This window comes from Gemmiger sp. (genome assembly GCF_036306485.1).
GTDB lineage: Bacteria > Bacillota > Clostridia > Oscillospirales > Ruminococcaceae > Gemmiger.
Genome location: NZ_JAXJZK010000028.1, coordinates 1 through 21,787, shown reverse-complemented (window position 1 = coordinate 21,787; position 21,787 = coordinate 1). Strand labels below are relative to the sequence as shown.

The 21,787-nt window shown below is 58.1% G+C and carries 28 protein-coding genes; all 28 read left to right on the top strand.

The genetic code is table 11. The annotated features are described in order from the left end of the window. Positions 1–324 carry a hypothetical protein gene (locus U0L91_RS05640; RefSeq protein ID WP_330045222.1) on the top strand — a complete coding sequence of 108 codons (324 nt, stop codon included), beginning with the start codon at positions 1–3 and terminating at the stop codon, positions 322–324. Continuing rightward, positions 317–889 (top strand): DUF3486 family protein, encoded by a 573-nt coding sequence (locus U0L91_RS05635; protein WP_330045242.1) that lies wholly within the window; start codon positions 317–319, stop codon positions 887–889. The genes U0L91_RS05640 and U0L91_RS05635 overlap by 8 nt, the downstream gene beginning before the upstream one ends. Beyond that, the gene (terL, locus tag U0L91_RS05630) at positions 876–2,651 is read left to right on the top strand and encodes a phage terminase large subunit (RefSeq protein WP_330045221.1); all 1,776 of its coding nucleotides are present in this window, start codon (positions 876–878) and stop codon (positions 2,649–2,651) included. Before U0L91_RS05635 ends, terL begins: the two co-directional genes overlap by 14 nt. 4 nt (positions 2,652–2,655) lie before the next feature. After that, entirely contained in the window at positions 2,656–3,318 is a 663-nt protein-coding gene (locus U0L91_RS05625; protein WP_330045220.1) for a DNA-methyltransferase, read from the top strand. Next, a complete protein-coding gene (locus U0L91_RS05620) occupies positions 3,315–4,907 on the top strand; it encodes a DUF935 domain-containing protein (RefSeq protein WP_330045219.1) in 1,593 nt (530 codons plus the stop codon). The genes U0L91_RS05625 and U0L91_RS05620 overlap by 4 nt, the downstream gene beginning before the upstream one ends. Next, positions 4,900–5,607: a phage head morphogenesis protein gene (locus tag U0L91_RS05615; protein ID WP_330045218.1), complete on the top strand. Its 708-nt coding sequence runs from the start codon at positions 4,900–4,902 to the stop codon at positions 5,605–5,607. The genes U0L91_RS05620 and U0L91_RS05615 overlap by 8 nt, the downstream gene beginning before the upstream one ends. 147 nt (positions 5,608–5,754) lie before the next feature. Beyond that, a complete protein-coding gene (locus tag U0L91_RS05610) occupies positions 5,755–6,789 on the top strand; it encodes a phage protease (protein WP_330045217.1) in 1,035 nt (344 codons plus the stop codon). 4 nt (positions 6,790–6,793) lie between these two features. After that, positions 6,794–7,231, top strand: coding sequence for a hypothetical protein (locus tag U0L91_RS05605; protein WP_330045216.1), 438 nt, complete (start codon positions 6,794–6,796; stop codon positions 7,229–7,231). Between the two features lie 30 nt (positions 7,232–7,261). Continuing rightward, positions 7,262–8,146: a Mu-like prophage major head subunit gpT family protein gene (locus U0L91_RS05600; RefSeq protein WP_330045215.1), complete on the top strand. Its 885-nt coding sequence runs from the start codon at positions 7,262–7,264 to the stop codon at positions 8,144–8,146. A 33-nt stretch (positions 8,147–8,179) separates the two neighbouring features. Next, positions 8,180–8,635 (top strand): gp436 family protein, encoded by a 456-nt coding sequence (locus tag U0L91_RS05595; protein ID WP_330045214.1) that lies wholly within the window; start codon positions 8,180–8,182, stop codon positions 8,633–8,635. A 3-nt stretch (positions 8,636–8,638) separates the two neighbouring features. After that, positions 8,639–9,130, top strand: a complete 492-nt coding sequence (locus U0L91_RS05590) for a phage virion morphogenesis protein (RefSeq protein ID WP_330045213.1) — start codon at positions 8,639–8,641, stop codon at positions 9,128–9,130. Between the two features lie 3 nt (positions 9,131–9,133). Then, positions 9,134–9,643, top strand: coding sequence for an SON protein (locus U0L91_RS05585; protein WP_330045212.1), 510 nt, complete (start codon positions 9,134–9,136; stop codon positions 9,641–9,643). A gap of 2 nt (positions 9,644–9,645) precedes the next feature. Continuing rightward, on the top strand, positions 9,646–9,861 hold the full coding sequence (locus U0L91_RS05580; protein WP_330045211.1) for a hypothetical protein: 216 nt from the start codon (positions 9,646–9,648) through the stop codon (positions 9,859–9,861). Further along, the gene (locus tag U0L91_RS05575; RefSeq protein WP_330045210.1) at positions 9,862–11,310 is read left to right on the top strand and encodes a DUF2586 domain-containing protein; all 1,449 of its coding nucleotides are present in this window, start codon (positions 9,862–9,864) and stop codon (positions 11,308–11,310) included. An 18-nt stretch (positions 11,311–11,328) separates the two neighbouring features. After that, complete coding sequence (locus tag U0L91_RS05570) at positions 11,329–11,763, top strand: hypothetical protein (protein WP_330045209.1); 435 nt, start codon at positions 11,329–11,331, stop codon at positions 11,761–11,763. Between the two features lie 38 nt (positions 11,764–11,801). Further along, the gene (locus tag U0L91_RS05565) at positions 11,802–12,161 is read left to right on the top strand and encodes a DUF6848 family protein (RefSeq protein WP_330045208.1); all 360 of its coding nucleotides are present in this window, start codon (positions 11,802–11,804) and stop codon (positions 12,159–12,161) included. A 279-nt stretch (positions 12,162–12,440) separates the two neighbouring features. Then, on the top strand, positions 12,441–14,834 hold the full coding sequence (locus tag U0L91_RS05560; protein ID WP_330045207.1) for a phage tail tape measure protein: 2,394 nt from the start codon (positions 12,441–12,443) through the stop codon (positions 14,832–14,834). Positions 14,835–14,850: 16 nt separating this feature from the next. Then, positions 14,851–15,441 carry a transcriptional regulator gene (locus U0L91_RS05555; protein ID WP_330045206.1) on the top strand — a complete coding sequence of 197 codons (591 nt, stop codon included), beginning with the start codon at positions 14,851–14,853 and terminating at the stop codon, positions 15,439–15,441. 10 nt (positions 15,442–15,451) lie between these two features. Then, the gene (locus U0L91_RS05550) at positions 15,452–16,207 is read left to right on the top strand and encodes a serine/arginine repetitive matrix protein 2 (protein WP_330045205.1); all 756 of its coding nucleotides are present in this window, start codon (positions 15,452–15,454) and stop codon (positions 16,205–16,207) included. A gap of 22 nt (positions 16,208–16,229) precedes the next feature. Further along, positions 16,230–16,589 carry a carbamoyl-phosphate synthase subunit L gene (locus U0L91_RS05545; RefSeq protein ID WP_330045204.1) on the top strand — a complete coding sequence of 120 codons (360 nt, stop codon included), beginning with the start codon at positions 16,230–16,232 and terminating at the stop codon, positions 16,587–16,589. Further along, positions 16,586–16,996 carry a DUF2634 domain-containing protein gene (locus tag U0L91_RS05540; protein WP_330045203.1) on the top strand — a complete coding sequence of 137 codons (411 nt, stop codon included), beginning with the start codon at positions 16,586–16,588 and terminating at the stop codon, positions 16,994–16,996. The genes U0L91_RS05545 and U0L91_RS05540 overlap by 4 nt, the downstream gene beginning before the upstream one ends. Then, positions 16,993–18,123 (top strand): baseplate J/gp47 family protein, encoded by a 1,131-nt coding sequence (locus U0L91_RS05535; protein ID WP_330045202.1) that lies wholly within the window; start codon positions 16,993–16,995, stop codon positions 18,121–18,123. The genes U0L91_RS05540 and U0L91_RS05535 overlap by 4 nt, the downstream gene beginning before the upstream one ends. 4 nt (positions 18,124–18,127) lie before the next feature. Beyond that, entirely contained in the window at positions 18,128–18,988 is an 861-nt protein-coding gene (locus U0L91_RS05530; RefSeq protein ID WP_330045201.1) for a serine/arginine repetitive matrix protein 2, read from the top strand. Next, on the top strand, positions 18,989–19,321 hold the full coding sequence (locus tag U0L91_RS05525; RefSeq protein WP_330045200.1) for a hypothetical protein: 333 nt from the start codon (positions 18,989–18,991) through the stop codon (positions 19,319–19,321). Further along, positions 19,308–19,619: an inorganic polyphosphate kinase gene (locus tag U0L91_RS05520; RefSeq protein WP_330045199.1), complete on the top strand. Its 312-nt coding sequence runs from the start codon at positions 19,308–19,310 to the stop codon at positions 19,617–19,619. The genes U0L91_RS05525 and U0L91_RS05520 overlap by 14 nt, the downstream gene beginning before the upstream one ends. After that, the gene (locus U0L91_RS05515; protein ID WP_330045198.1) at positions 19,612–19,902 is read left to right on the top strand and encodes a fold protein; all 291 of its coding nucleotides are present in this window, start codon (positions 19,612–19,614) and stop codon (positions 19,900–19,902) included. The genes U0L91_RS05520 and U0L91_RS05515 overlap by 8 nt, the downstream gene beginning before the upstream one ends. Continuing rightward, positions 19,895–20,266, top strand: a complete 372-nt coding sequence (locus tag U0L91_RS05510; protein ID WP_330045197.1) for a four helix bundle protein — start codon at positions 19,895–19,897, stop codon at positions 20,264–20,266. The genes U0L91_RS05515 and U0L91_RS05510 overlap by 8 nt, the downstream gene beginning before the upstream one ends. Positions 20,267–20,608: 342 nt before the next feature. After that, positions 20,609–21,787: RNA-directed DNA polymerase (locus U0L91_RS05505; RefSeq protein WP_330045196.1), on the top strand; the 1,179-nt coding region annotated here is incomplete at its 3' end.

Genomic DNA, 21,787 nt, shown 5'->3' with positions numbered 1-21,787 from the left:
ATGGCAATCATGGACGAGCTGACGGAACAGGAAGTCAGCAAGAATAAAGCTATCCGGGGCTACATCATCCGGGCCCTGGCGAAAGGCAACCAGAACACGCTCCTCGTCCGGCAGATCACGAACGCCCTCGTCGCCGATGGCTTGATCTACTCCCCCGACATCTCGAAGCACATTGAGTATCTGGAGGAGGCGGGCTACATTGTTTTCACCAGCCGGACGGCGAACGCATACAACGCCTACCGAAAGGACGCCGTCATCAAGCTCACGCGGAAGGGTGTCGACCTTCTGGAGAGCACGATTGACGACCCCGGCGTCGATGTCTAAGAACGAGCGACGCCGGACACGGGTAAGCTCGACGATCGACAAGCTCCCGGATGACATTAAGGGGCAACTCGACGTCAAGCTATCCGACACCACCAACACCTACGAGGAGCTCTCTGCATGGCTCAAAAGCGAAGGGTACGAGATCAGCAAGTCGGCGATCGGCCGGTATGCTATCCGAACCACCCAAGCCGCGCAGCGCGTCGCCGAGACCATCCAGAGGACTCAGGCAATCGCCCAGGCCGTTGAAGCGCACCCCGACCTCGACTACACGAAGGCGGCGTCAATGGTGCTCATGGACGGTCTCATGCAGCGGGTCAGCACCGCCGAGGACGACTTCCAGGAAATGCCCCTCGACAAAGCTGGGCGGCTCATCGCCTCCCTGGCCCGGAACGCGACTTATGAGAAGCGTGTCCGAGCAGACCTCAAGAAAAAGGCGGAGCTCGCCTTCGATCAGATGGAGGCCGAGCTCATGGCGGCGATCAAGCAGCACCCGGAGCTCGCGGGAGAGCTGCATGACGTACTTGCGCGGGCGAGAGAGAAGGTGCTGACCGATGGCGAAGATTGACATCAATGAATACCTCGAACGGCTCGAGGAGCCGGAAGACCGCGAAGTGGTCGCAAACCGTGACTACCAACGGCAACTTTTTCTCGATTATGTTGTCCGAGGTGACAACTTCCCCGAACGTCGGGCGCGGCTCCTCCGGGACTTCAAGGACGGGAAAGAGCTGACCGGGCCGAAGGGGCTGCGCCGGAAGCTCGGGGCATTTGATCTTGAATACTTCGGGCGGGCCTATCTCGCGCACTACTTCGTCCGGCCTTCCCCGGCGTTCCACGGGGAGCTCGACAAGATATGGCGCGAGGGCGTCATGAAGGGTCTCGACCCCGGGGAGTCTGCAAAAGAGATCTCCCGGGCCGATGGATGTCACCGGGCAATCGAGGCACCCCGTGGTCACGCAAAGAGCACGACCTTCACCTTTAAGGACTCCATCCACGCCTCTGTCTACGCCTACAAGCATTACATCCTCATCCTGTCGGACAGTTCCGAACAGGCGGAAGGGTTCCTCGCGGACATCAAGACGGAGCTCGAAGAGAACACCGTCCTCAAGGAAGACTTCGGAGAGCTGGAGGGAAAGGTCTGGAAGTCCTCGGTCATCCTGCTCTCCAACGGTGTCAAGATCGAGGCAATCGGCTCCGGCAAGAAAATCCGTGGTCGGCGTCACAAACAATGGAGACCCGACCTCATCGTCTGCGACGACCTGGAAAACGACGAGAACGTTAACACCCCGGAGCAGAGAAAGAAGCTCCGCGACTGGTTCTATAAGGCGGTCTCGAAGGCAGGCGACACCTACACCGACATCGTCTACATCGGGACGCTGCTGCACTTCGACGCGCTGCTTGCCAATGTGGCGAAGAACCCAAGCTACAAGTCGGTCAGGTATCAGGGCGTCATTAGCTTCGCCACCAACGGCGAGCTCTGGGACGCCTGGGAAGCGATCTTCACCGATCTCACCAACGAGAACCGGCAGGAGGAGGCCCTGGAGTTCTACGAGGCCAACAAGGACGAGATGCTGGAAGGCACCTCCGTCTTGTGGGAGGAGAAGCTCTCGTACTACGACCTCATGGTCATCCGCGTCTCAGAAGGCGAGGCGTCGTTCAACAGCGAAATCCAGAACGACCCAATCGACCCGGAAAACTGCACCTTCCAAGAGGAGTGGTTTGACTTCTGGGATGACGACGGGAAGCAGCCCCCGGACTTCTCCGACCCGAAGTTCCTGTTCATCGGGGCGAACGACCCCTCACTGGGCAAGAACAAGAAGTCGGACACCAGCTCCATCTTCGCTCTGGCGAAGGATACGTCCACCGGCTACATCTACGTCATCATCGCGGACATCGCGAAGCGAAAGCCCGACCAGATCATCGAGGACGCCCTGGAGGCAAGCCGCCGCCTCAAGCGAGAGTACAAGCGGCCCTACTACCAGTTCGGCGTCGAGACGGTTCAGTTTCAATACTACTTCGCCGAGATCATGCGTCAGAAGTCCGCAGCAGTCGGCGAATACCTCCCCATTGTGGAGATCAACAGCACACAGAACAAAGACGCTCGCATCCAGTCCTTGCAGCCATTCATCAAGAACGGCTACGTCAAGTTCAGCCGGAAGCACAAGACCCTCTTGAAGCAGATGACCGAGTACCCGATGGGCAAGAACGACGACGGCCCGGACGGCCTCCAGATGGCGGTCAAGCTGGCCCTCGATGTCAAAGTCGGGCGGAAGGTCGAATACAAGAGCGTCATCGCCCGCGCCCTGGACTTCAAGCGCGGAGCCTATTAAGGAGGTGGGGCATATCACCATCAAAGAGAACACCATCATCCACGACGACAGCCTCACCGTGCTCCGACAGATGGAGGCGGAGAGCATCGACGCGATCATCACAGACCCGCCCTATGGCATCAACTACGTCTCCCAGACCGGGGCCCGGATTAAGAACGACAAGTCGCCCTTCATCTGGTTCCTGTATGACGCCTACAGGGTTCTGAAACCCGGAGGAGCCATTCTCTGCTTTACCAGATGGGACGTTGAGCAGACCTTCATCGACGCGATCAAGCTGGCGGGCTTCCAGGTGAAAAGTGAAGTTATCTGGGACAAGGTTCATCACGGAATGGGAGACACGAAGGCGGCGTTTGCACCATCCCACGAGAACATCGTCTTCGCAATCAAGGGGAAGTATAGCTTCCCTGGACACAGGCCGAAAGACCTCGTTACCTTCAGCAAGCTCGGGAGTGCCCAGATGATACACCCAACAGAGAAGCCGGTGGGACTCATCGCGAACCTCATCACGTCCGTCACGAAGCCGGGAGACCTCATTCTTGACCCATTCGCCGGGAGCGGCTCCACTCTGGTCGCGGCAAAGAAGACCGGGCGGAGGTTCATCGGCGTCGAGCTGGATGACGAGTATTTTGAGAAAGCGCACCGGCGCATCGAGGAGGCGGTTGAATGAGTAAGAAGCAAAAGCGGCAGAAGCAGCCGCAGCAGAACCCCGCGCCGCTCCGCCGCCCCGATACAAACGAGATCGCCGTCGCCCAGGTGACGGACAAGTACAGCGAGTACCCGAGCAACGGTCTCACGCCGGTCAAGCTGGCGGAAATTTTCAAGGAGGCCGACGCAGGAGACGTTCTCCGGCAGATGGAGCTCTTCGAGGAGATGGAGGAGAAAGACCCCCACCTGTTCAGCCAGCTCCAGACCAGAAAGAACGCCGTCACGGGGCTCGACTTCGAGATCATCCCGTTCAGCGATGACCCGAGAGACAAGGAGATCGCCGACTTCATCGAAGAGCAGATCAACGGCATCGAGAGCCTTGAGGACGTCGAGACCGACCTTCTGGACGCGATCGGAAAGGGCTTCGCCGTCTCCGAAATCATGTGGGGCTACGACGAGGGACACGTCGTTGTCAGGGAGATCAAGTCCAGGCATCAAAAGCGGTTCTTCTGGGATAGCCTGGATGACTCCTTCAAGGTACGCACCAAGGACGCACCCGAGGGCATCCTGCTCCCCACGAACAAATTCATCGTCCACAGGTACAAGGCCCGCAGTGGACACACATCCCGGGCGGGCATCCTCCGGGTCGTTGCCTGGATGTACCTATTCAAAAACTACGATCTCAAGGACTGGGTCAGCTTTGCCGAGGTCTACGGCCTACCGCTTCGCCTGGGCAAGTATGCGCCCGGGGCGAGCGAGGCGGACAAGGTCGCCCTCATGCAAGCCCTCATCCAGATCGGCGCGGACGCGGCGGGCATTATCCCGGACGGCACATCGATCGACTTCATCACCACGGAGAAGACGTCAAGCTCTGACCTGTACGAACGCCTCGCCCGATATTGCGACGAGCAAATCTCCAAGGCAATCCTCGGGCAGACGCTCACCTCTGACTCTGGCGGCGGAAGCTACGCCCAGAGCAAGACGCACAACGACGTCCGGCACGACTTGACCGTCGCTGACTGCAAGTCCCTTGCATCCACACTCCGACGCGATCTCATCCGTCCCTTGTGCATCTTCAACTTCGGAGAAGACAAGCGCGTGCCGCATATCCGCTTTGACTGCGAGGAGTCGGAAGACCTTACCCAGACGGCGACCATCATCGGCACACTCGTCAACGAGGTCGGCCTCCGGGTTCCGACGAGCTTCATCTACAAGAAGTTCTCCATCCCGGAGCCGGAAGCTGACGAGGAAGTCGCTGCACCCAGGTCGACAAGTGCGGGATTGACCGGGCTCCCATTCAAAAAGGAGCCAAACCCGGCGCAGATCGCGCTCAAGGCCGAAGGTGATGGCGGCGTCGGAACGCAGCAGCACATCGACAAGCTCGCATCCGCAGCCGTGCGGCACGGGGCCGGTAGCTTCAAGCGTGCCTTCGGCCCTGTTCTCAAGATAATTGAGAAAGCGGAAAGCCTTGAGGAGCTCCGCAACATGATGGAGGACAACAAGGCCGTTGCCGAGCTTTATGCCGCGATGGATGTCTCCGAGGTGGAAGAGCTGCTGCAAAAGGTCATGCTCTACGCAGACCTCGAGGGGCGGGTGCTGGAGAATGGCTGACATCGACGAGATTTTCACGCGGAAAGACATGACCTTCGAGGAGGCCGTCAGCTACTTCAAGGAGCGCGTCCCGGTAACAGCTGCGAAGTTCTACGCAATCGCCGAGGAGTACCGGGGGCTCGCCTTCACGGTCAGCGGCTACACCAAGGCCCAGATGCTCAAGCGGTTCTATGATGAGCTTCTTGCAGCCATGGAGGAAGGAAACACCCTCTCGGAGTTCCGGGCGAACATGAACGAGTTCCTCGAAGCCGAAGGCTATGAAGGGCTCGACCCGCTGCAAGCCGACAACATCTTCCGCACCAACATCCAAACGGCATATAACGTAGGGCACTACGAGCAAATGACAGACCCGGACGTCATGCAGCTCCGCCCGTACTGGATGTACGACGCCGTCAACGACTCCCACACGCGCCCGAGTCACCTTGCGATGGACGGGAAGGTATTCCCGGCAGACAGCCCTATATGGGACACATGGTTTCCTCCAAACGGCTTCCGCTGCCGCTGCACCGTGAGGACGCTCTCAAAGCGTCAGGTGGAGCAGCGGGGCTTGAAGGTTGAGACGTCCTTCCCGGCAGTTGCTCCCGACCCCCACTTCTCCTCCAACCCCGCAAAGGTACGCTTCGAGCCCGACATGAAAGACTATCCCGAGCCGCTGGTGAAGGCGTACCAGAACAGGGAAAAGGAGCGGATGGGCGTGTAAGCCGCTGAGAGGCCCGCAGAGGGCCGCAGAGCGGCGGGCGACCGCAGGGGGGCGGGAGCCCGGAAGAAGCGAAATAGGGGCGTTTGCACGCGTGCTAACGGCCTTAGAGCAAGGCTCGGGAAGAAACCGAAGGAGGACACAGCAAAAATGAATGAGTTTTTCATCCTCAAGGGCAGCAACGTGGAGCTTGAGGGGGCCCCGGAGACAATCTCCGTCCTCCCCCTGGGACACGTCGTCAGCTCGAAGGGGGAGTTCGATGTTGACGAGGAGAGCTACAAAGCGATGAAGGCGCAGATCGCCAAACGTGGCGTCGATCTCGTTGTCGACTACGAACACCAGACGCTCAAGGGGGTCGAAGCCCCCGCTGCCGGATGGGTCAAGGAGCTCAAACTGGAGGACGGACAGATCAAGGCCGTCGTCGAGTGGACGCCCAGAGGGGCGCAGTACCTCCAGAACAAGGAGTACCGCTACCTCTCCCCCGTGGTCAATGTCCGCAAATCAGACAACAAGGCGACGGGGCTTCACTCTCTGGCTCTGACAAATACCCCCGCGATCGAAGGAATGACCGCAATCGTTAATTCTGAAACTTTTGAAGGAGGACAAAACAACATGGAAATCATCAAGAAGCTCGCTGAGCTGCTGGGCCTGGGCGAAGACGCCAACGAGGAGCAGGTCATGGAGGCTCTCAAGGCGTGCGTCGCCGAGAACAAAGCTCTCAAGGAGGGACAGCAGCCCCCCGCCGCCGACGAAAACGTCGTCGCAAACAAGGCTGTGTGTGAGCTGCTGGGACTCAAGGCCGGAGCAGCCACGGATGACGTCACGGCGAAGATCATGGAGCTCAAAGGCGGCACCATCGACGGCGTCAATGTGCTGGAGGAGCTCAAGGCTCTCAAGCAGCAGAACGCGCAGCGCGACGCCGACGAGGCTGTCACCCTGGCTCTCAAGGCCGGAAAGATCACTCCGGCACAGAAGGAGTGGGCCAGGAGCTACGCTCTGAGTGACCCGAAGGGTTTCGGCTCCTTTGTGGAGAAGGCTCCCCAGGTCGTTCCCATGAGCGAGATCGCCGGTGGCGACAATCTCCCTCTCAAGGGCGACCAGATCGACAACGCGACGATGCTCGTCTGCAAGCAGCTCGGCATCAGTGCCGAAGACGTCAAGAAGTACGGAATGAAGGAGGACTAACATCATGGCAGCTCTGACCAAAGAAAGGGACACCACCGAGATCATGCAGGACGCGAAGTTCCTGTATCTGCCCGTCAAGGGCGGCACCACCATCTACCAGGGGGCTCTCGTCGCCCTGGACGCCAACGGCTACGCAATCCCCGGCAAGAAAGCGACTGGCCTGACCGCAGCGGGCCGCGCGGAGGAGACCGTCGAGAATAAGGGGGCAGATGGCGAGGCGTTCATCCGCGTCGCTCGCGGCGTGTTCGTCTTTAATAATACCGCCACCACCTCGAACAAGATCGGCGCGGCCCACGTCCTCAAGCCTTGCTACATCGAGGACGATCAGACCGTCACCGCTCTTGCGACCGGGGCTTCCGCCGCTGGTCTGGTCGTTCGCGTAGACGAGGACGGCGTCGCCGTTGAAATCGGTCGCGGCGTCACCGTGACCAGCGCGTCCTAACACCAACAAACAAAAGGAGGATAACACATCATGATTATCAATCCCCAGAACCTCAGAGGCATCTACGTCTCTTTCAACACTCTGTTCAATCAGGCGTTCTCTGAGCAGAAGCCGACCTATGAGAAGGTCGCGACCGTTGTCCCTTCCACCAGTGACAGCGAAACCTATGCGTGGCTCGGCGACATCCCCGGGATGAGGGAGTGGATCGGCGACCGCGAAATCCAGAACCTCACCGGCTCTGACTACACCATCAAGAACAAGGACTTCGAGCTGACCGTCGGCGTCGACCGCAATGCGATCGAGGACGACAAGATCGGCCTGTATAAGCCCTCTATCCAGATGCTCGGCGCGTCCGCTGCTTCCCATCCCGACGAGCTGGTCTACGCGCTGCTGGCCTCCGGCTTCGAGGCGAAGTGCTACGACGGCAAGGCGTTCTTCGCTACCGACCATGAGGTCGGCAAGAACGCGGTGAGCAACAAGATCACCAGCAAGCTCTCCCTGGAGTCCTATGTCACCGCCCGCGCGATGATGAGAGGCTACAAGAACAGCAAGGGCCGCTCCCTGGCCCTGGTTCCCAATCTGCTGGTCGTTCCGCCCGCTCTGGAGGCCAAGGCCCGGGAAATCCTGGTCGCCGAGTTCATCAACGGCACCAAGAACACCATGCAGGGCACCGCAGAGCTCCACGTCGAGCCCCGACTCACCAGCGACGCGGCGTGGTTCCTTCTGGACACCAGCCGCCCCATCAAGCCCCTCATCTACCAGCAGCGCAAGAAGGCGAAGTTCGTCTCCAAGACTGCCGAGACCGATGACAACGTCTTCATGAGCAAGAAGTTCATCTATGGCGCGGACAGCCGTGGCAACGCTGGCTTCGGCTTCTGGCAGATGGCGGTCGGCTCTGACGGCTCCGAGGTCTAAACCTCCCGCTTTTGACAGAAGGGAGGGGACGGCGTGAGCTACAGCACGAGAGCCGAAGTCCGTAGCATGGTAAAGGATGACGCCCTCAACGCGATCATCGGGGACACCTTCATCGAAGACCCCGCAGAACGTGAGGAGCTGGTCGCCCCGATCATTGACGAGGCGATTGCGGACGCTGACGGTGAGATCGACGGCTACCTTGCCAAGAGGTACGCCGTGCCGATCTCACCGGCCCCCAAGATCATCAACAAATGCTCGAAGGACATCGCAGTCTATAACCTGTTCTCTCGCATCGGCATCGACGAGAGCACAGATCAGAAGACCTATCTCAACCGCTACAATCAGGCGATCAAGTTCCTCACGCTTGTCGCGGAGGGAAAGGTCTCACTCGGGGCCGAGACCGATGACCCGACCACCGCAGCGGCGACCGGGTTCTCGGTGAAATCGAACCCCCGGATTTTCAGCCGGGACAAAATGAGGGGGATGTGAGCCATGTATAGCATCCGACTCGAAGGGGACACCCAGGCGATGCTCCGAAAAATAAGGAGTTTCTCGGAGATCGACAAGAAGAGCATCAACGCAGCTCTCGCCGAAGGTGTCCGGGAGTCCACCCTGGAACGCTTCAAAAAGAGCAGAGACCCGAGCGGCAAGCGGTGGAAGACATCCATAAGGGCGGAGACCGAGGGCGGGAAAACGCTCATCCAGTCCGCGCAGCTCCGCAACTCCATCAAATCGAAGTCGGACGCTACAGGCTTTGCGGTCGGCACCAACGTCAAGCACGCGGCGACGCACCAGTTCGGCGAACCGGGCCGCACAATCCGGGCTCGCAGAAAGAAAGCCCTCCGCTTCCAGGTGGGAGGCAAGTGGGTTTCTAAGAAGCAAGTCCGCATCCGCATCCCCGCCCGTCCCTTCCTCGGCCTCTCCGACGATGATATGCAGGAGATCAAAGCAACGGTCGAGGACTTCATCGGAAAGGAGAATTAACCCGTGCTCTACGGACAAAGCAAACAATACCTTCTTGATAAGCTCGTGGCGGCAGGGTTAAAGTCCAAGCCGTACACAACCCAGAAATCTCTCGAAAAGAGTCAGGAGTCCCACATAGGAGCGGTGCTTTTCGAGTCAGAGGCCCTATCCAGAAACGGCTCCAAAACCTACTACATTGACCAAGAGGGAGCGCAGAAGAAGAGGAGAAAGGTCTTTGAACGGAAGCTCACGTTCACGGTGGTCATCGGGGACTATACCGACGACGCGGTCGAGACCATCTTCGAGAAGTTTCTCGCGAGCCTTGACCGGGGCATCTATGTCGACGGCAACTTCGTCCAGATCGAGGTCGAGGGAGCGGACTGGGTCGACAAAGACGACTCCATTCTCAAAGCCCAGGTTGCCGTCCAGGCGACGATCTCGTTTGACGGTGGCCTTTATAGGGACACGGGCTTCGCACCGCTCACCGGCGTCGAGGTCGTGTCCGTTGAAAAGAACAACGGAAAGGAGCCTTGATAATGGCAACCAAAACCAAACAGCCGGAGCTCTTGACGATCGGAGAACTCTGCAAGAAGTACAATATCAAGCGGGCCGTCTTCGCTGGCGCGTGTGTCGCGAGCGGATGGAAGCCCGGAAGAGTGATGTCTGACGAGGAGTTCCTCGCTGGCATCGAGAGGTTCACCAGGGGGCCCGCGAGCGGCCCCAGGAGCAAGGAAAGTGAGGCGAACGAGTAAATGCTCAGAGATGTTAAACACAACGTCAGCGACGGCCTTCTGGACTTCGCGACGCCCACAGGCGACGGCCTCCACATCAAAGTCGGCGTCTCCCCCGTCGTTTCCGACACCCCGATCATCGTGACCGGGGATATGGACGCGGCGATGATTAAGAAACGCCTCGGCATGTCTCCCCTGGCCGACGCCGTCATGGACTCCGTCCAGTTCGGTGCGAGCCGTGTCTACTGCCTCCCTGTTACCGCCACGACAGCGGGAACCATCGGAGAGGTCACAAGAGTGGGAGATGGCGGCGGCAGCATGACCGCAACCGGCTCCCCGACGAACGCCTTCTCGGTGATCGTGAAGATCACCGCACAGGGCGGACTCAACACCGCTGCCTTCATCGTTTCCATCGACGGCGGCTTCTCCTACAGCGACGAGATCACCGTGCCCATGACCGGCTCTTATGAGCTCTCCGGGACTGGGATGACGCTCAAGTTCGTCGAGGCCACACAGGCCGACCAGAAGCCGAGCTCCTTCCTGGTGAACGATACCTACTCCTTCCAGACCACCGCCCCTGTCGCCACCAACGGCGACATCCTGGATGCCCTCCAGAAGATCACCAAGTTCAACCAGGAGGTCGAAGGTGTCCATATTGTCGGCGCGAGTGCGCTGGCTCTCTGGCAGGCGGTCAGCGAGTTCAGGAAAGAGCTTTTCGAGGTCTATCACAAGCCCATGTTCTTCGTGTTTGAGCCTGAGTTCCCCGAGGAGGGCGAGAACGGAGACCTCCACGACTGGGCCTTCCAGATGGAAGCCGACCGTAAGAAGATCAAGGACACGGACATCCAGGTGTGCGCGGCATGGGGACGCCTTGTGAAACTGGATGGCACCACGCAGAACGTCAATCTCGCGGGCGTGGCCCTCGGTCGCTATGCGATGACATCCGTGCAGAAGTCCATCGGCCAGACCCGCCCCGAGGCTGGCATGGGCATCCCGAAGACGAAGCTGCTTGAGCTGCTCCCGGCAGGGTATGACAACAGCATCATCGAGCTGCTGGACGTGGCGGGCTATATGACCTTCCGCGAATATGACGGCCTGGATGACTTCTTCGTCTACCACACGAAGATGATGAGCCCGGACGGCAGCGACTTCCGCTACATGGAAGATGTCCGCGTGAAGAACAAGATCATCCGCGAGACCCGCAAGGAGGCCCTGCTGCTCAAGAACGATGACATCGACCTGGAGGACATCCAGGGCGAGCTCGAAACCAGGGCGAAGTTCATCAGCGCGCCCCTTGACCGCATGGTCGACGATAAGGAGATCAGCTCCTATGAGACGACCGTTGTCGAGGGACAGGAGGAGACCTTCCTCGAAGATGAAACCATGCGTATCAAAATCCGCTATCTGTCCCGTGGCTATATCCGCGAGGTCGAGATCGACCTGGGACGCGCGGCTCTGGCGGAAAGTTAATGGAAGGAGGAAAAGACCATGCTCAAAGTAAACGGGAAAGCCTACGACTGGGCTGACGTTGACGTCAAGTTCCCGGGTCTTGTGCTCCAGCTCCAGGAGATCAGCTATGATGACGAGCAGGAGAAGGAGGAGACCTACGGCAAGGGCTCTATGCCGCGCGGCTACGGCACCGGCAACTATAAGGCGTCTGGCAAAATCTCCATGCTCCGCGACGACTATGACGATCTCCTGGACTACTGCAAGTCCAAGGGACTCGCGTTCTACAAGCTGGAAATTCCGTCGATCGTTGTTTCCTACGCCAACGATGGCGGGCGGACGAGAATTGACGAGCTCAAGAAAGTCCATTTCTCGAAGCGCAGCAACAAGGCGTCCCAGGGCGACAAGAGCCTGACCGTCGACATCGACCTCATGATCGTCGGCGGCATCATCCAGGACGGCGTCAAGCCGGTCTAAGCGTTATCTCAAAATAATTGATAGGAGGAAGTCACACTATGGAAAGCAAGGAAAACATCGTGACCCAGGCAAGCTCCGACGAGCAGCTCAAGGAGAAGTACGGCGGCAAGCTCTACCGCGTCGGCATGACCGTCCCCGTGGACGACGAGAACGAGATGGAGTACGTCTACCGCTTCAAGCGTCCCAGTGTGCCCAGCTACGACCGCTACATCAAGAGCGCGTCCCAGTCCGGCATCACGAAGGCGAGCAAGGTGTTCATGCTGGACGCCGTGATTGATGAGGACAGGGATAAGCTCACGAAGGACATGGAGGAGAACCCGGGCATCGCTATCACCATCGGCAACAAGCTCACGGAGATCCTCGGCCTGACCAACACGGCAAATTTGAAGAAGCTCTAAGAGAGAAGGTCGCGGGGGTTCGGGAAAGCATCGTAGAGGCCGGACTTCTGGAAATCTACCGCTACGTCCCCCCGCCTCTCTTAGAGGCATTTGACCCCGAAGCGATCGACGACATCGACGAGTTCCTTGACTGGGTGGCGAAGGCTCGCTACATCCAGGAGCTTGAGGAGGGCATAGTCACCCGGGCAATCGTGAAAGCGTTCCCTGAGTGACGGCCCTGTCGCCGGTCGCTTTTGAACACAGCTCGCCTCCAGAAAAAATAGGAGGTGAACAAAAGGCATGAGTTTAGAGTCCGTTTTCAAACTGTCGCTCATTATGAACATGATCGACAATCTCTCGGGGCCGATGGCTGGTGTCGCGTCCAAGGTGGGCGCGAATGTGTCCAAGCTGGACGCGGTCAGCGAGGGCCTCGGGAACATGGCAAAGACCGGGGCTGTCATGCAGGAGATGGGAAGCCAGATCACCGGGGCTGTCCTGGCACCTGTAGAGGCGACCTTCGAGACGCGCCGAGCCCTGGGCGAGCTTGCCTCTCTGGGTGTGCAAGACCTGGGCGTGGTGGAGGATGCTGCCCGCAACTTCTCCGACCAGTGGGCCGGTACAACGAAGTCGGACTTCATTTCCGCAGCCTACGACATCAAGAGCGGCATCGCCTCCCTGACGGACGAAGGCGTCGCTCAATACACAGAGCTCGCGGGTGTAACCGCGAAGGCAACGAAGTCCACGATCGGAGAGATGACGTCGCTCTTTGCGACGGGCTACGGTATCTACAAGGAGTTCTACGGAGACCTCTCAGACCTTGAGTTCGGAGAGATGTTCTCGGCTGGTATCTCACAGAGCGTCAAGCAGTTCAAGACAACCGGCTCCGGCATGGCCCAAAGCATCCAAACACTGGGCGCGTCGGCAACGACCGCAAACGTCCCCCTCGAAGAGCAGCTCTCTATTCTGGGTATGCTGCAAGCCACAATGAGCGGCAGCGAGGCGGGCACAAAGTACAAGGCGTTCCTGAGATCGGCAGCGAAGGGCGGCGAAGCCCTGGGCCTCAGCTTCACGGACGCCAACAATCAGCTCCTCAGTATGCCGGAAATTCTGGACAAGCTGCGCGGGAAGTTCGGCGAAACGATGGACGCCGCCGAGAAGATGGAGCTGCAAAAAGCCTTCGGAGACACAGAGGCCGTCGCCCTTATCGACCTCATGTATAACAAGGTCGGAGACCTTCAGGACAACATCGTCGGTATGTACGACGCACTCGGCTCCGGCACGGGCGTCGCGCTGGAGATGGCATCGGCGATCAATGAGACGGAGCCGGAGAAGTTCGAGCGATTGCAGCAGCGCATCCACAACGTCACGGAGACCATAGGGAACACGCTCCTCCCCACTATCAACGACCTCATGGGCAAGGGAGAACAGGTTCTCACAAAGGTCGGCTCGTGGATTGAACAGAACCAGGAGCTCGTCCGCGTCATCATGATCGTCGTGCTGGCTCTGGGCGGCTTCCTCACGGTGGGCGGCACGGTCATCGCGGTCGTCAGCGGTGTCGGCCTTGTCATAACAAAGGCGATCTCGGCCTTCAAAATGCTCAAGGCTGGCTTCGTCTTAGTGAAGGGAGCGTTGACGCCGCTTATATCGTCGGTCTGGAGCTTCACAGCCGCCTTGCTTGCAAACCCCGTCACATGGGTAGTTATAGGCATCGTGGCCCTCATCGCGGCCCTGGTGTTGCTCTACAACAAGTGCGAGTGGTTCCGCAACGCGGTCAATGCAGTCATCGACTTCTTCAAAGAAAAACTCGGGGCTGCGCTGGAGGTAGCGAAGAACGTCTTCGCGGCGATCGGCAACGTCATCGGCTCCGTCATGGAGGCGGCGAAGACCACCGTCTCGGAAAAACTGAGCAATATGAAGGCGGCATATCAAGAACACGGCGGCGGCATCCGAGGCATAGCAGCCGCAGCGGTCGAGGGCGTGAAGGGCTACTACACGGCAGGCTTCACCTTCCTCGACAACCTCACGGGCGGGAAGCTCACCGCAATCAAAGAGAAGTTCTCGACGGCGATGAGCGGCATCGTACAGGGCGTTTCCCAGAAATTCACCGAGGCCCGCGCGGCGTTCTCGAATGGACTCAACACCATCAAGAACGCAGTCTCCGGCGCGGTGACGTGGTTCTTCCAGTCTGGGCAGCGCATTGTCACCACATTCGCGAACGGCATCAAGTCGGCGTTCTCCACAGCGGTCGAAGCGGTCAAGGGAGGATTACAGCGCATCCGAAACCTACTCCCGTTCTCTGACGCGAAGGAAGGGCCTCTGTCCACCCTGACACTGTCAGGACAGCGAACCATGACCACATACGCACACGGCCTCACGATGGCGCAGAACGCGCCCGCAGAGGCGATGGAGAAGGGCCTGGAGCAGACCAAGGCCACCCTCGAAAGGGAACCCACCAAGAAGGTGAACCTCACGGGCGGCGGCGACCAAGGAGACGGGGCCGACGAGAGTGGAGCTCGAAGCTCCAGCGGAGGCAAGACCGTCGTCATCCAGAAACTTCTCATGCAAGTCGATCTCAAGAAGATCAAGGACTTGCAGACACTGCTCGCACTTCTCAAGGAAGTCGAGGACTTCACCAACGGAAACGGCGACGAAGACCCGAGCGGAGACTCGGACGCCGTTCCTACACCGGCATAAAGGAGGGAGGACGACCATGATATACGTCGAAGACCAAACCATCAAGCTCAACGGGGTCGTCCTCCCTGGCCTCGTCAAAAGCATCGAGGTCACGGAGTCGGCGAAGGTGGACGAGCAGGAAGTGGAGGGCAGCGCGACCAAGCCGAAACAGGCGACGGGCTACGAGGATGCAAAGGTGAACATCGAGCTCATCATTGACGACACCCAGTCAGCCACGAAGTACCAGAGGTACGCCACCCTCCGCTCAATCTTCCGAAAGCCCGGGCAGAGCGTTCCGCAGCCTATCCCCATTGTCAGCGAGGACACAGCAGCCCACGGCATCGAGAAGGTCATCTTCAAGAAGCTCACCCACAAGGGCGAGAGCAAGAGCGGACAGCTTACCGCCTCCCTTGAGCTCTGGGAGTATATCCCTCAGACCATCACCGCGACCACGGCAAGCAGCGGCTCCAATAGCTCCGGCAATTCTGGGAGCGGAAGCTCCGCCGCAAGCAGCAGCCTCACCGAAGAGTATGAGACCTACTTGTCAACGAGCCGGGGAAAGTCTCCGGCAGTTGATGACGCCGAGACAGCGGCAGCGATGAACCGAGTCGCACAAATGCCATATTGAGGAGGCGACCATGGAAACAACCGAGTTATACTACCCACAAATCGCGGCCCGGGCGGGCCCCTATACCTTCAACGAGGGCATCGAGATTGAGGTCTACTCCGCGAAGTCGTCCTACTTTGACTGGGCGAAGATACGCTTCACGGGGCAGTTTCGCCCGGAGATCACATTGAACAAGAAAGACCCCGCAGCGATACAGCTCGGATATGACGGAGCCCTTGACGACGTTTTCACGGGCTACGTCGCCAAACCATACGACGGCGGGGCCTTTGCGAACGAAGTCAATCTCAAGGATGAGATGCTGGTGCTCGAAGAAACCATCATCAACGACACGTTTCTTGATACCACCCCGCAGGAGATGCTCGCCTTCTTTCTGGCGAAAGCGGGGCTCTCCAAGATGAAGCTATCGTCCAAGACATACCCACGGCGCAAGATGCTCCCCATCCGGCAGCAGAACGCCGTCCAGGCGATCAACACCGTCAACGCGGCGTGGGGCCTAAAGGTTCCGTTCTTCTTCTCAGGCGGGGTCTTTTACTGGGATGAGAAGCCGGAGCAGGAGAAGGTTTACACCTTCGAGCACGGCGTCAATATTCTCAGCCTGAACCGGGCCGGAGGCGTATGGGAGCTTGAAACGGTCTCCGCCCCATTTGTGAAGCACTCCCACAAGATCAACGTCATCCATCCACAGGTGAGCGGCGAGGTCGAGGTTCAAAAAGTGGTGTCGACCACAAACGACTCCGGCTTCATCCGCACCTACATCTACTTCTAAACAGCGAAAGGAGGGGCGCATCATGCTCGAAGAAATGGTCAAGGCGATCATCAAGAAGTCAATCGCTGCCGACTACCCGCATTTGAAGCTCCCCGCCGTCGTGTTCGCGAGCATCAAGTCGGCGACCAAGCTTGACACCTATGAGATCGAGGAGCTCGTCATCCACAATGACGATACTGGCAGCAGCTTTAACGGGCACATCACCGCCAACTGGTACGAGTACACCCTGACCATCCTCGACCGCTTCGGGAACCCGGACGATGACTTTCCGACCATTCCCGGAGTTAAGTCTAAGGGTCAGTTCAAGGCGGGGGCCGTGGTAGCAGTCGCTCTCCCATACGGAGACCTCACTCCTTCGATCATCGGGGAGGTGAGCTTGTGACGGGATTGTACGATACCGACATCCGGCTCGACGATGAGTGGCAGCTCACACAGGCGGCGGACGGAGACGCCCCCCTCTGCTCCGGGCTTGACAGCCTATATCAGAACATTGTCCTCGAGGCGATCACGCAGCCGGGAGACTTGTTCTATGACCCGGAGTTCGGGTGGGGCCTTTACGACTTCATCCAGTCCGAAGACTCTGAGCTCACCCGTTTAGAGATCACGCAACGGGCGAGGTCAAAACTACAAAAGCGGGAGGTCATTCTCCCGGACAGCATCGAGATCAGCATAGATTTTAACGACGACGTCATCATGCTCCGCTGCTCTTTCCACTTCGGAGAAGAGAGCGAAGCCCGCAAGCTAAACGTCGTCATTGGAGCGGTCAGTGTGGAGGTGATAGCAGCATGATCGACAAAGAGATACTTGACGCCGTCATCCCTGTCCCGACGCTCGAAGAGGCAAAAGACGAGAAGGTCGCAGAGCTGAAGGAAGAGGGGTTCGTCGTCACAAATTTCCATTCGGGCGGTGTTTTCTATACGCTGCTCATGGTCGAGCTCCGTATCAAGATTGAATTGCTCCAGCTCGCCCGCCGTATTCTCAACAATATGTTCGTCACCCATGCCGAGGGCGTGTGGCTTGACCTCAAAATGCCTGACTACTCCAAGAAGAGGAAGAAGGCGCAGAAGGCCCAGGGGCTCGTTACCGTGTCACGCGTGGGTGCGAGCGGAGAGGCTATCAAGATCGCGAAGGGCCACGTCTTCAAGAGCATCCTGGACATCAACGGAGAAGAGCTCCGATACTTCACAATCGAGGCGGCAGTGCTCCAGAAAGGGGCGATGTCGGTCGACGTACTCGTGGAGGCCGAGGCCGAAGGAAGCCGCTACAATGTCCCGGAGGGGCAGATCACCCGCACGCTCACCTACATCGGAGACGTCAAGATCACAAACGCCGCCGACTGGATTGTGCGCGAGGGCAGCGATACAGAAGATGATGAGAGCGCGAGAGCACGCACCCTCCGATCGTGGTCTGAGCTGGCGCAGCTTGCGACCGAAGACGCCTTTGTCAACGCGGCTGAGTCCGTCACCGGCGTCCTGTTTGCCCAGGCAGATTGTGACCACCCGAGAGGGCAAGGCACAGTCGACATCATCGTAACCGGCACGGCTGGAGAAGCGACGGAAGGCTTGCTCAAGTCAGTCCAGGAAGCCGTTGACAAGATCGCGGGGCCATACGATAATATACTCGTGAAGTCCTCTGTCACAGTCGACCAGGACATCGAGCTCATCATCACGACCGGCTCGGCGGACTCCGATGAAGACATCGAGAACCGGGTCAAGGCCATCCTGACGGAGCTGCTTGCAGTTCGCAGAGGCCGAAAGCTAAACGAGCTGACTCGTTCCGACATTAACTTCGCAGTCCGAAACGGCTACAGCTCGGCCACAAATGCCGAGATCACCGTACCGGCCCAGGACGTGAAGCTGGACAAGGACAAGGTCATCACCCTCGGGGCTGTCAATGTAACAGTCGAAAGGGAGTGATCGGATGAAGAGATACGACAACTTCGGCGACTATATGTTTGACCTCCTGTTCGCTCCATTGAAGAAGGGAAAGGAAGCTGCCAACCAGTTCCGCATCTTCTTCCGGGTCATCGGGAAGGACTTTGACGACGTCAAGAAAGCGTTCTTCCGAGCAAGAGACGAGGCGAACGTAGTGAGCGCGTCGCCGGTCATGCTCCCGGTACACGGTCAAGACAGGGATATGCCGAGGCTTGAAGGCGAGGACATAGAAGCCTATAGGACGAGGCTCTCCATGAAGGGACTAATCTCTGAGTGGGGAGGCACGCGGCAAGGCGTACTATACGCCCTCACCTCTCTCGGCTACGATAAGAGCTACATCGAACCGTTCTCCGTACAAGACCCGGAACGGTGGGCCGAGTTCATTATCTTCCTAAAGGGCTCGAAGCAGAGCGGCGTCTACAACCTCGACGTCATTGACGCAGAGGTTCGCAAGGTCAAACAGGGCAGCAGCAAGCCAGCTTATGGTATGGAGACCGGGGCTGCCGTTGTTCTACATTCCAGACTCGAGCACGGCTTTTCAGACTATCCACGGTGCGGTCAGCTCGTTTGTGGCGTTTGGCCCCATGTGGTAAGCGAGGGTTACTTGCTCGCCTCGAAGGTCACGGCACAGGGCGGAAAAGACTCCGGCGACGTCCAGTTCCCGAAGTCCGGCACATTCGCGGCGTCTGAGGAGTTCTATCACTTCGGCAACTATACCATCTACGAGGGGCTCGCCTCTGACATCGCGGCGATCTCCGGGGCTGAGAGCGGCGTCAAGGAATACTTGAGGTGTTCCGATACGGCCCGATGCTCCAGCACAACTCAAATGAGAGGAGGAAGCGACTAAATGGCAAAAACGCTCACAGACATCGGCATCCAGAAGATCGGGCAGCGGTTCGTCGACTCCGTCGATCACGCAGCCTTTACCTTGAACGGACAGCCGAAGGCAGTGCAACCCTTCCGAAAAATCGTCAGCGGCTCCGACGCAAGGGTGTATGTTTACTTCGATGACACGGTCATCGGTGACGTTTCCAACGTGGAGCTCGTCGACACTGACGGCGACGTCGTGGCGAGTGCTGGCGATCGGGTCTTCACCAAGACACAGGGCAAGGGGCTCTATGTAGCCTTCAAATACAACATCAAGGAAATGGAGGTCGAAAGCAGCGATGAAGCAGTATGAAAAAATCGGGTGGCTTGACCACGTCACCGATGTCGTGACGGGGGAAGTCATCCAAGAAGGGACGCCCGTGAGTCAGGCGAACATGAACCACATGGACGACGGCATTTTCGCCAACCGGGAAGCCGCTATTCTCCATGAGGCTCAGATCGCAGCCGCGCAGCAGGAGATCAAGGTCTTGAAAGACGCCACGCTGAACAACATGGTCAACAACGTCTTTCTCAAAAATTTTGACTCCGTTACCGCCGTTGCGATCACGTCCGGGATTTATGACCCCGTGGCGCGGAAAATCTATGTATAAGGTCGCTTGCACCCGAAAGGAGGCAAGCTGCATCATCGGGAGCCTGTTTGGAGAGCTCGTCCCGATATGCAAAAAATGCAGGCAGCTCAAAGAAGACGACATCGTCCTTGAAACCGAGAGCGGCCTCGCCCTGGAGATCGGGGAGAACCTGACGCTCGAGGGAAAGAGCTCTCTCAGCGGTAAGCCTATCAAAATCAGACTGACCGACTACGGCCTGGAGTTCTACGGGGACATCACCGAGATCACCCGCGTCAAGGAAGCGAGGTGTGTCTATATTGGCTGATCCGTCAGTTCTGCAAAAGAAGGCTGAGATATTCCTGGAAAGGGATGTCTACCCCTTGCTAAAAAACTTCCCCGTCTCGGAGAAGTTCTCCTTGAGTCAAGAGATTAAGCAGTCGTGCTTCAAGCTCATCCGCGCCGCCGTCATGGCGAACAACCTCACGGTCGTCAAGAAGCGGCTGGAATGGCTGGACGAAGCGGACGCGGAGAAAACCCTTCTCCTCGTCTTGTTTGGGATAGCAAAGACGCAGAAGTACATCACCCAGAAGAAGCTCTTTGAATTGCAAGGAAAGCTCAATGAGATCGGGCGCATCATTGGAGGCTTGCAAAAGTTCTTCATCAATAACGGGCAGCAGCCCAAAAAGTAAAGCACCTACTTAGGGTTATCTCTGTATGGTCTTCGTATCGCGCGAACCGTGGGTACAAATCGGCCCGCAACTGGAATTACAACAATGCTACGAACCAGAACGCGAACCTCGGTTTCCGCCCCGCCTTGTAGGTTATTTCGTCCGGCACGGTCACGGCTTTGCTGGCGAGTCCTTGTTATACTTCAAGGGAGAGGTAATCCTTCGCCATGTCTTGAGACGGCGTAAAAACAGTGATAGAGGCCCGCCCACCCTGTCGTATTGGGCGGCGGGAGGCTGTCTACAATGTGGGTATAAACCCGCGTCATAGGTGCCAAGCCGTTCTAACTGGAAAGGATGCCACAAATGACGAAATTCCCCATTTTGCACTACAACACCAAGAACACCAAAAATAAGCTCGTCCCGCCGCCTATGCCGCCCTCCAAGTACGAGGACGTGGTGGGGTGGCCTATGATCGAGGCGAGCTATAAACAAGCCCTCAGAGGTCACAGGAAGTTTTCCCGTGAGGCCGTATGCTATGACCTTCTCTCTGAGGTGAACAACGTCGAGCTCTGGTCTGACCTCAAGAGAATTGAGAGCAGACCGCAGCCTGGGAGGCGTGAGTACAGTCCCGGCTCGTACCGTCACAGGACGATCACGGAGCCGAAGACCAGGAGCCTCCACATACCGCACCTTCGGGATAAGGTCGTGCAGCTTGTCATCCATGAGGAGCTTCAGAACCTTTTCCGCCCCGTCTTCGTTGACCGCTCCTTCGCCTGTATGTACGGCAAGGGCCCAATCCGGGCGGCGTTCAACGTGCAGCACGACATGAGGGTCGCCCGCATGAAATGGGGCGATGAGGTGGCGGTCATCAAGATCGACGTCAAGAAGTTTTTCTATAGCATCGACCGCCAAGTGTTAAAGAAGATCATCGCGAAGCGGTTCAAGAAGCTCAAAAAGAAGTACCCCGACAAGTACGAGGACTTCCTTCGGTTCTACCGGCTTCTTTGCAAAGTGATCGACTCGAGCCCGGAAGGCGAGACCGGCATACCCCTCGGGAATGTCAGCTCCCAGGACTTCGCCAACATCTACCTCAACGAGCTCGACCAGTATTGCATCCGCTTCCTCGGTGCTAAACTCTACACTCGGTACATGGACGACATCGTCATCATCGCGCCGAACAAGGAGATCGCCCGGGAGTGGCTGGCAAAGATCAAGGTATTCCTCCAGGAGAGGCTCCGCCTTGAGACCAACCAAAAGACCAAGATTTTCTATGTGCGGCAGGGCGTGAACGCCTACGGCTTCAAAATCAAAGCGACGCACCTCCTTCTCCGAACCGAGTCCAAGCGCAAGGAGAAGCGGCGCATTAAGGCGATGATTAAGAAGCTCAAAGAGGGAAAGATCACGAAGAAAGAGATCGTCCAGGCGGTCAACTCGTGGCTCGGCTTCGCCCGGTGGGCTTGCGCCTACAATCTGGCGAAGAAGATATTCGCTCCCTACCGCTTCATAAAAACGGAAGGAGAGCTACCTTATGGCGCAATTTCT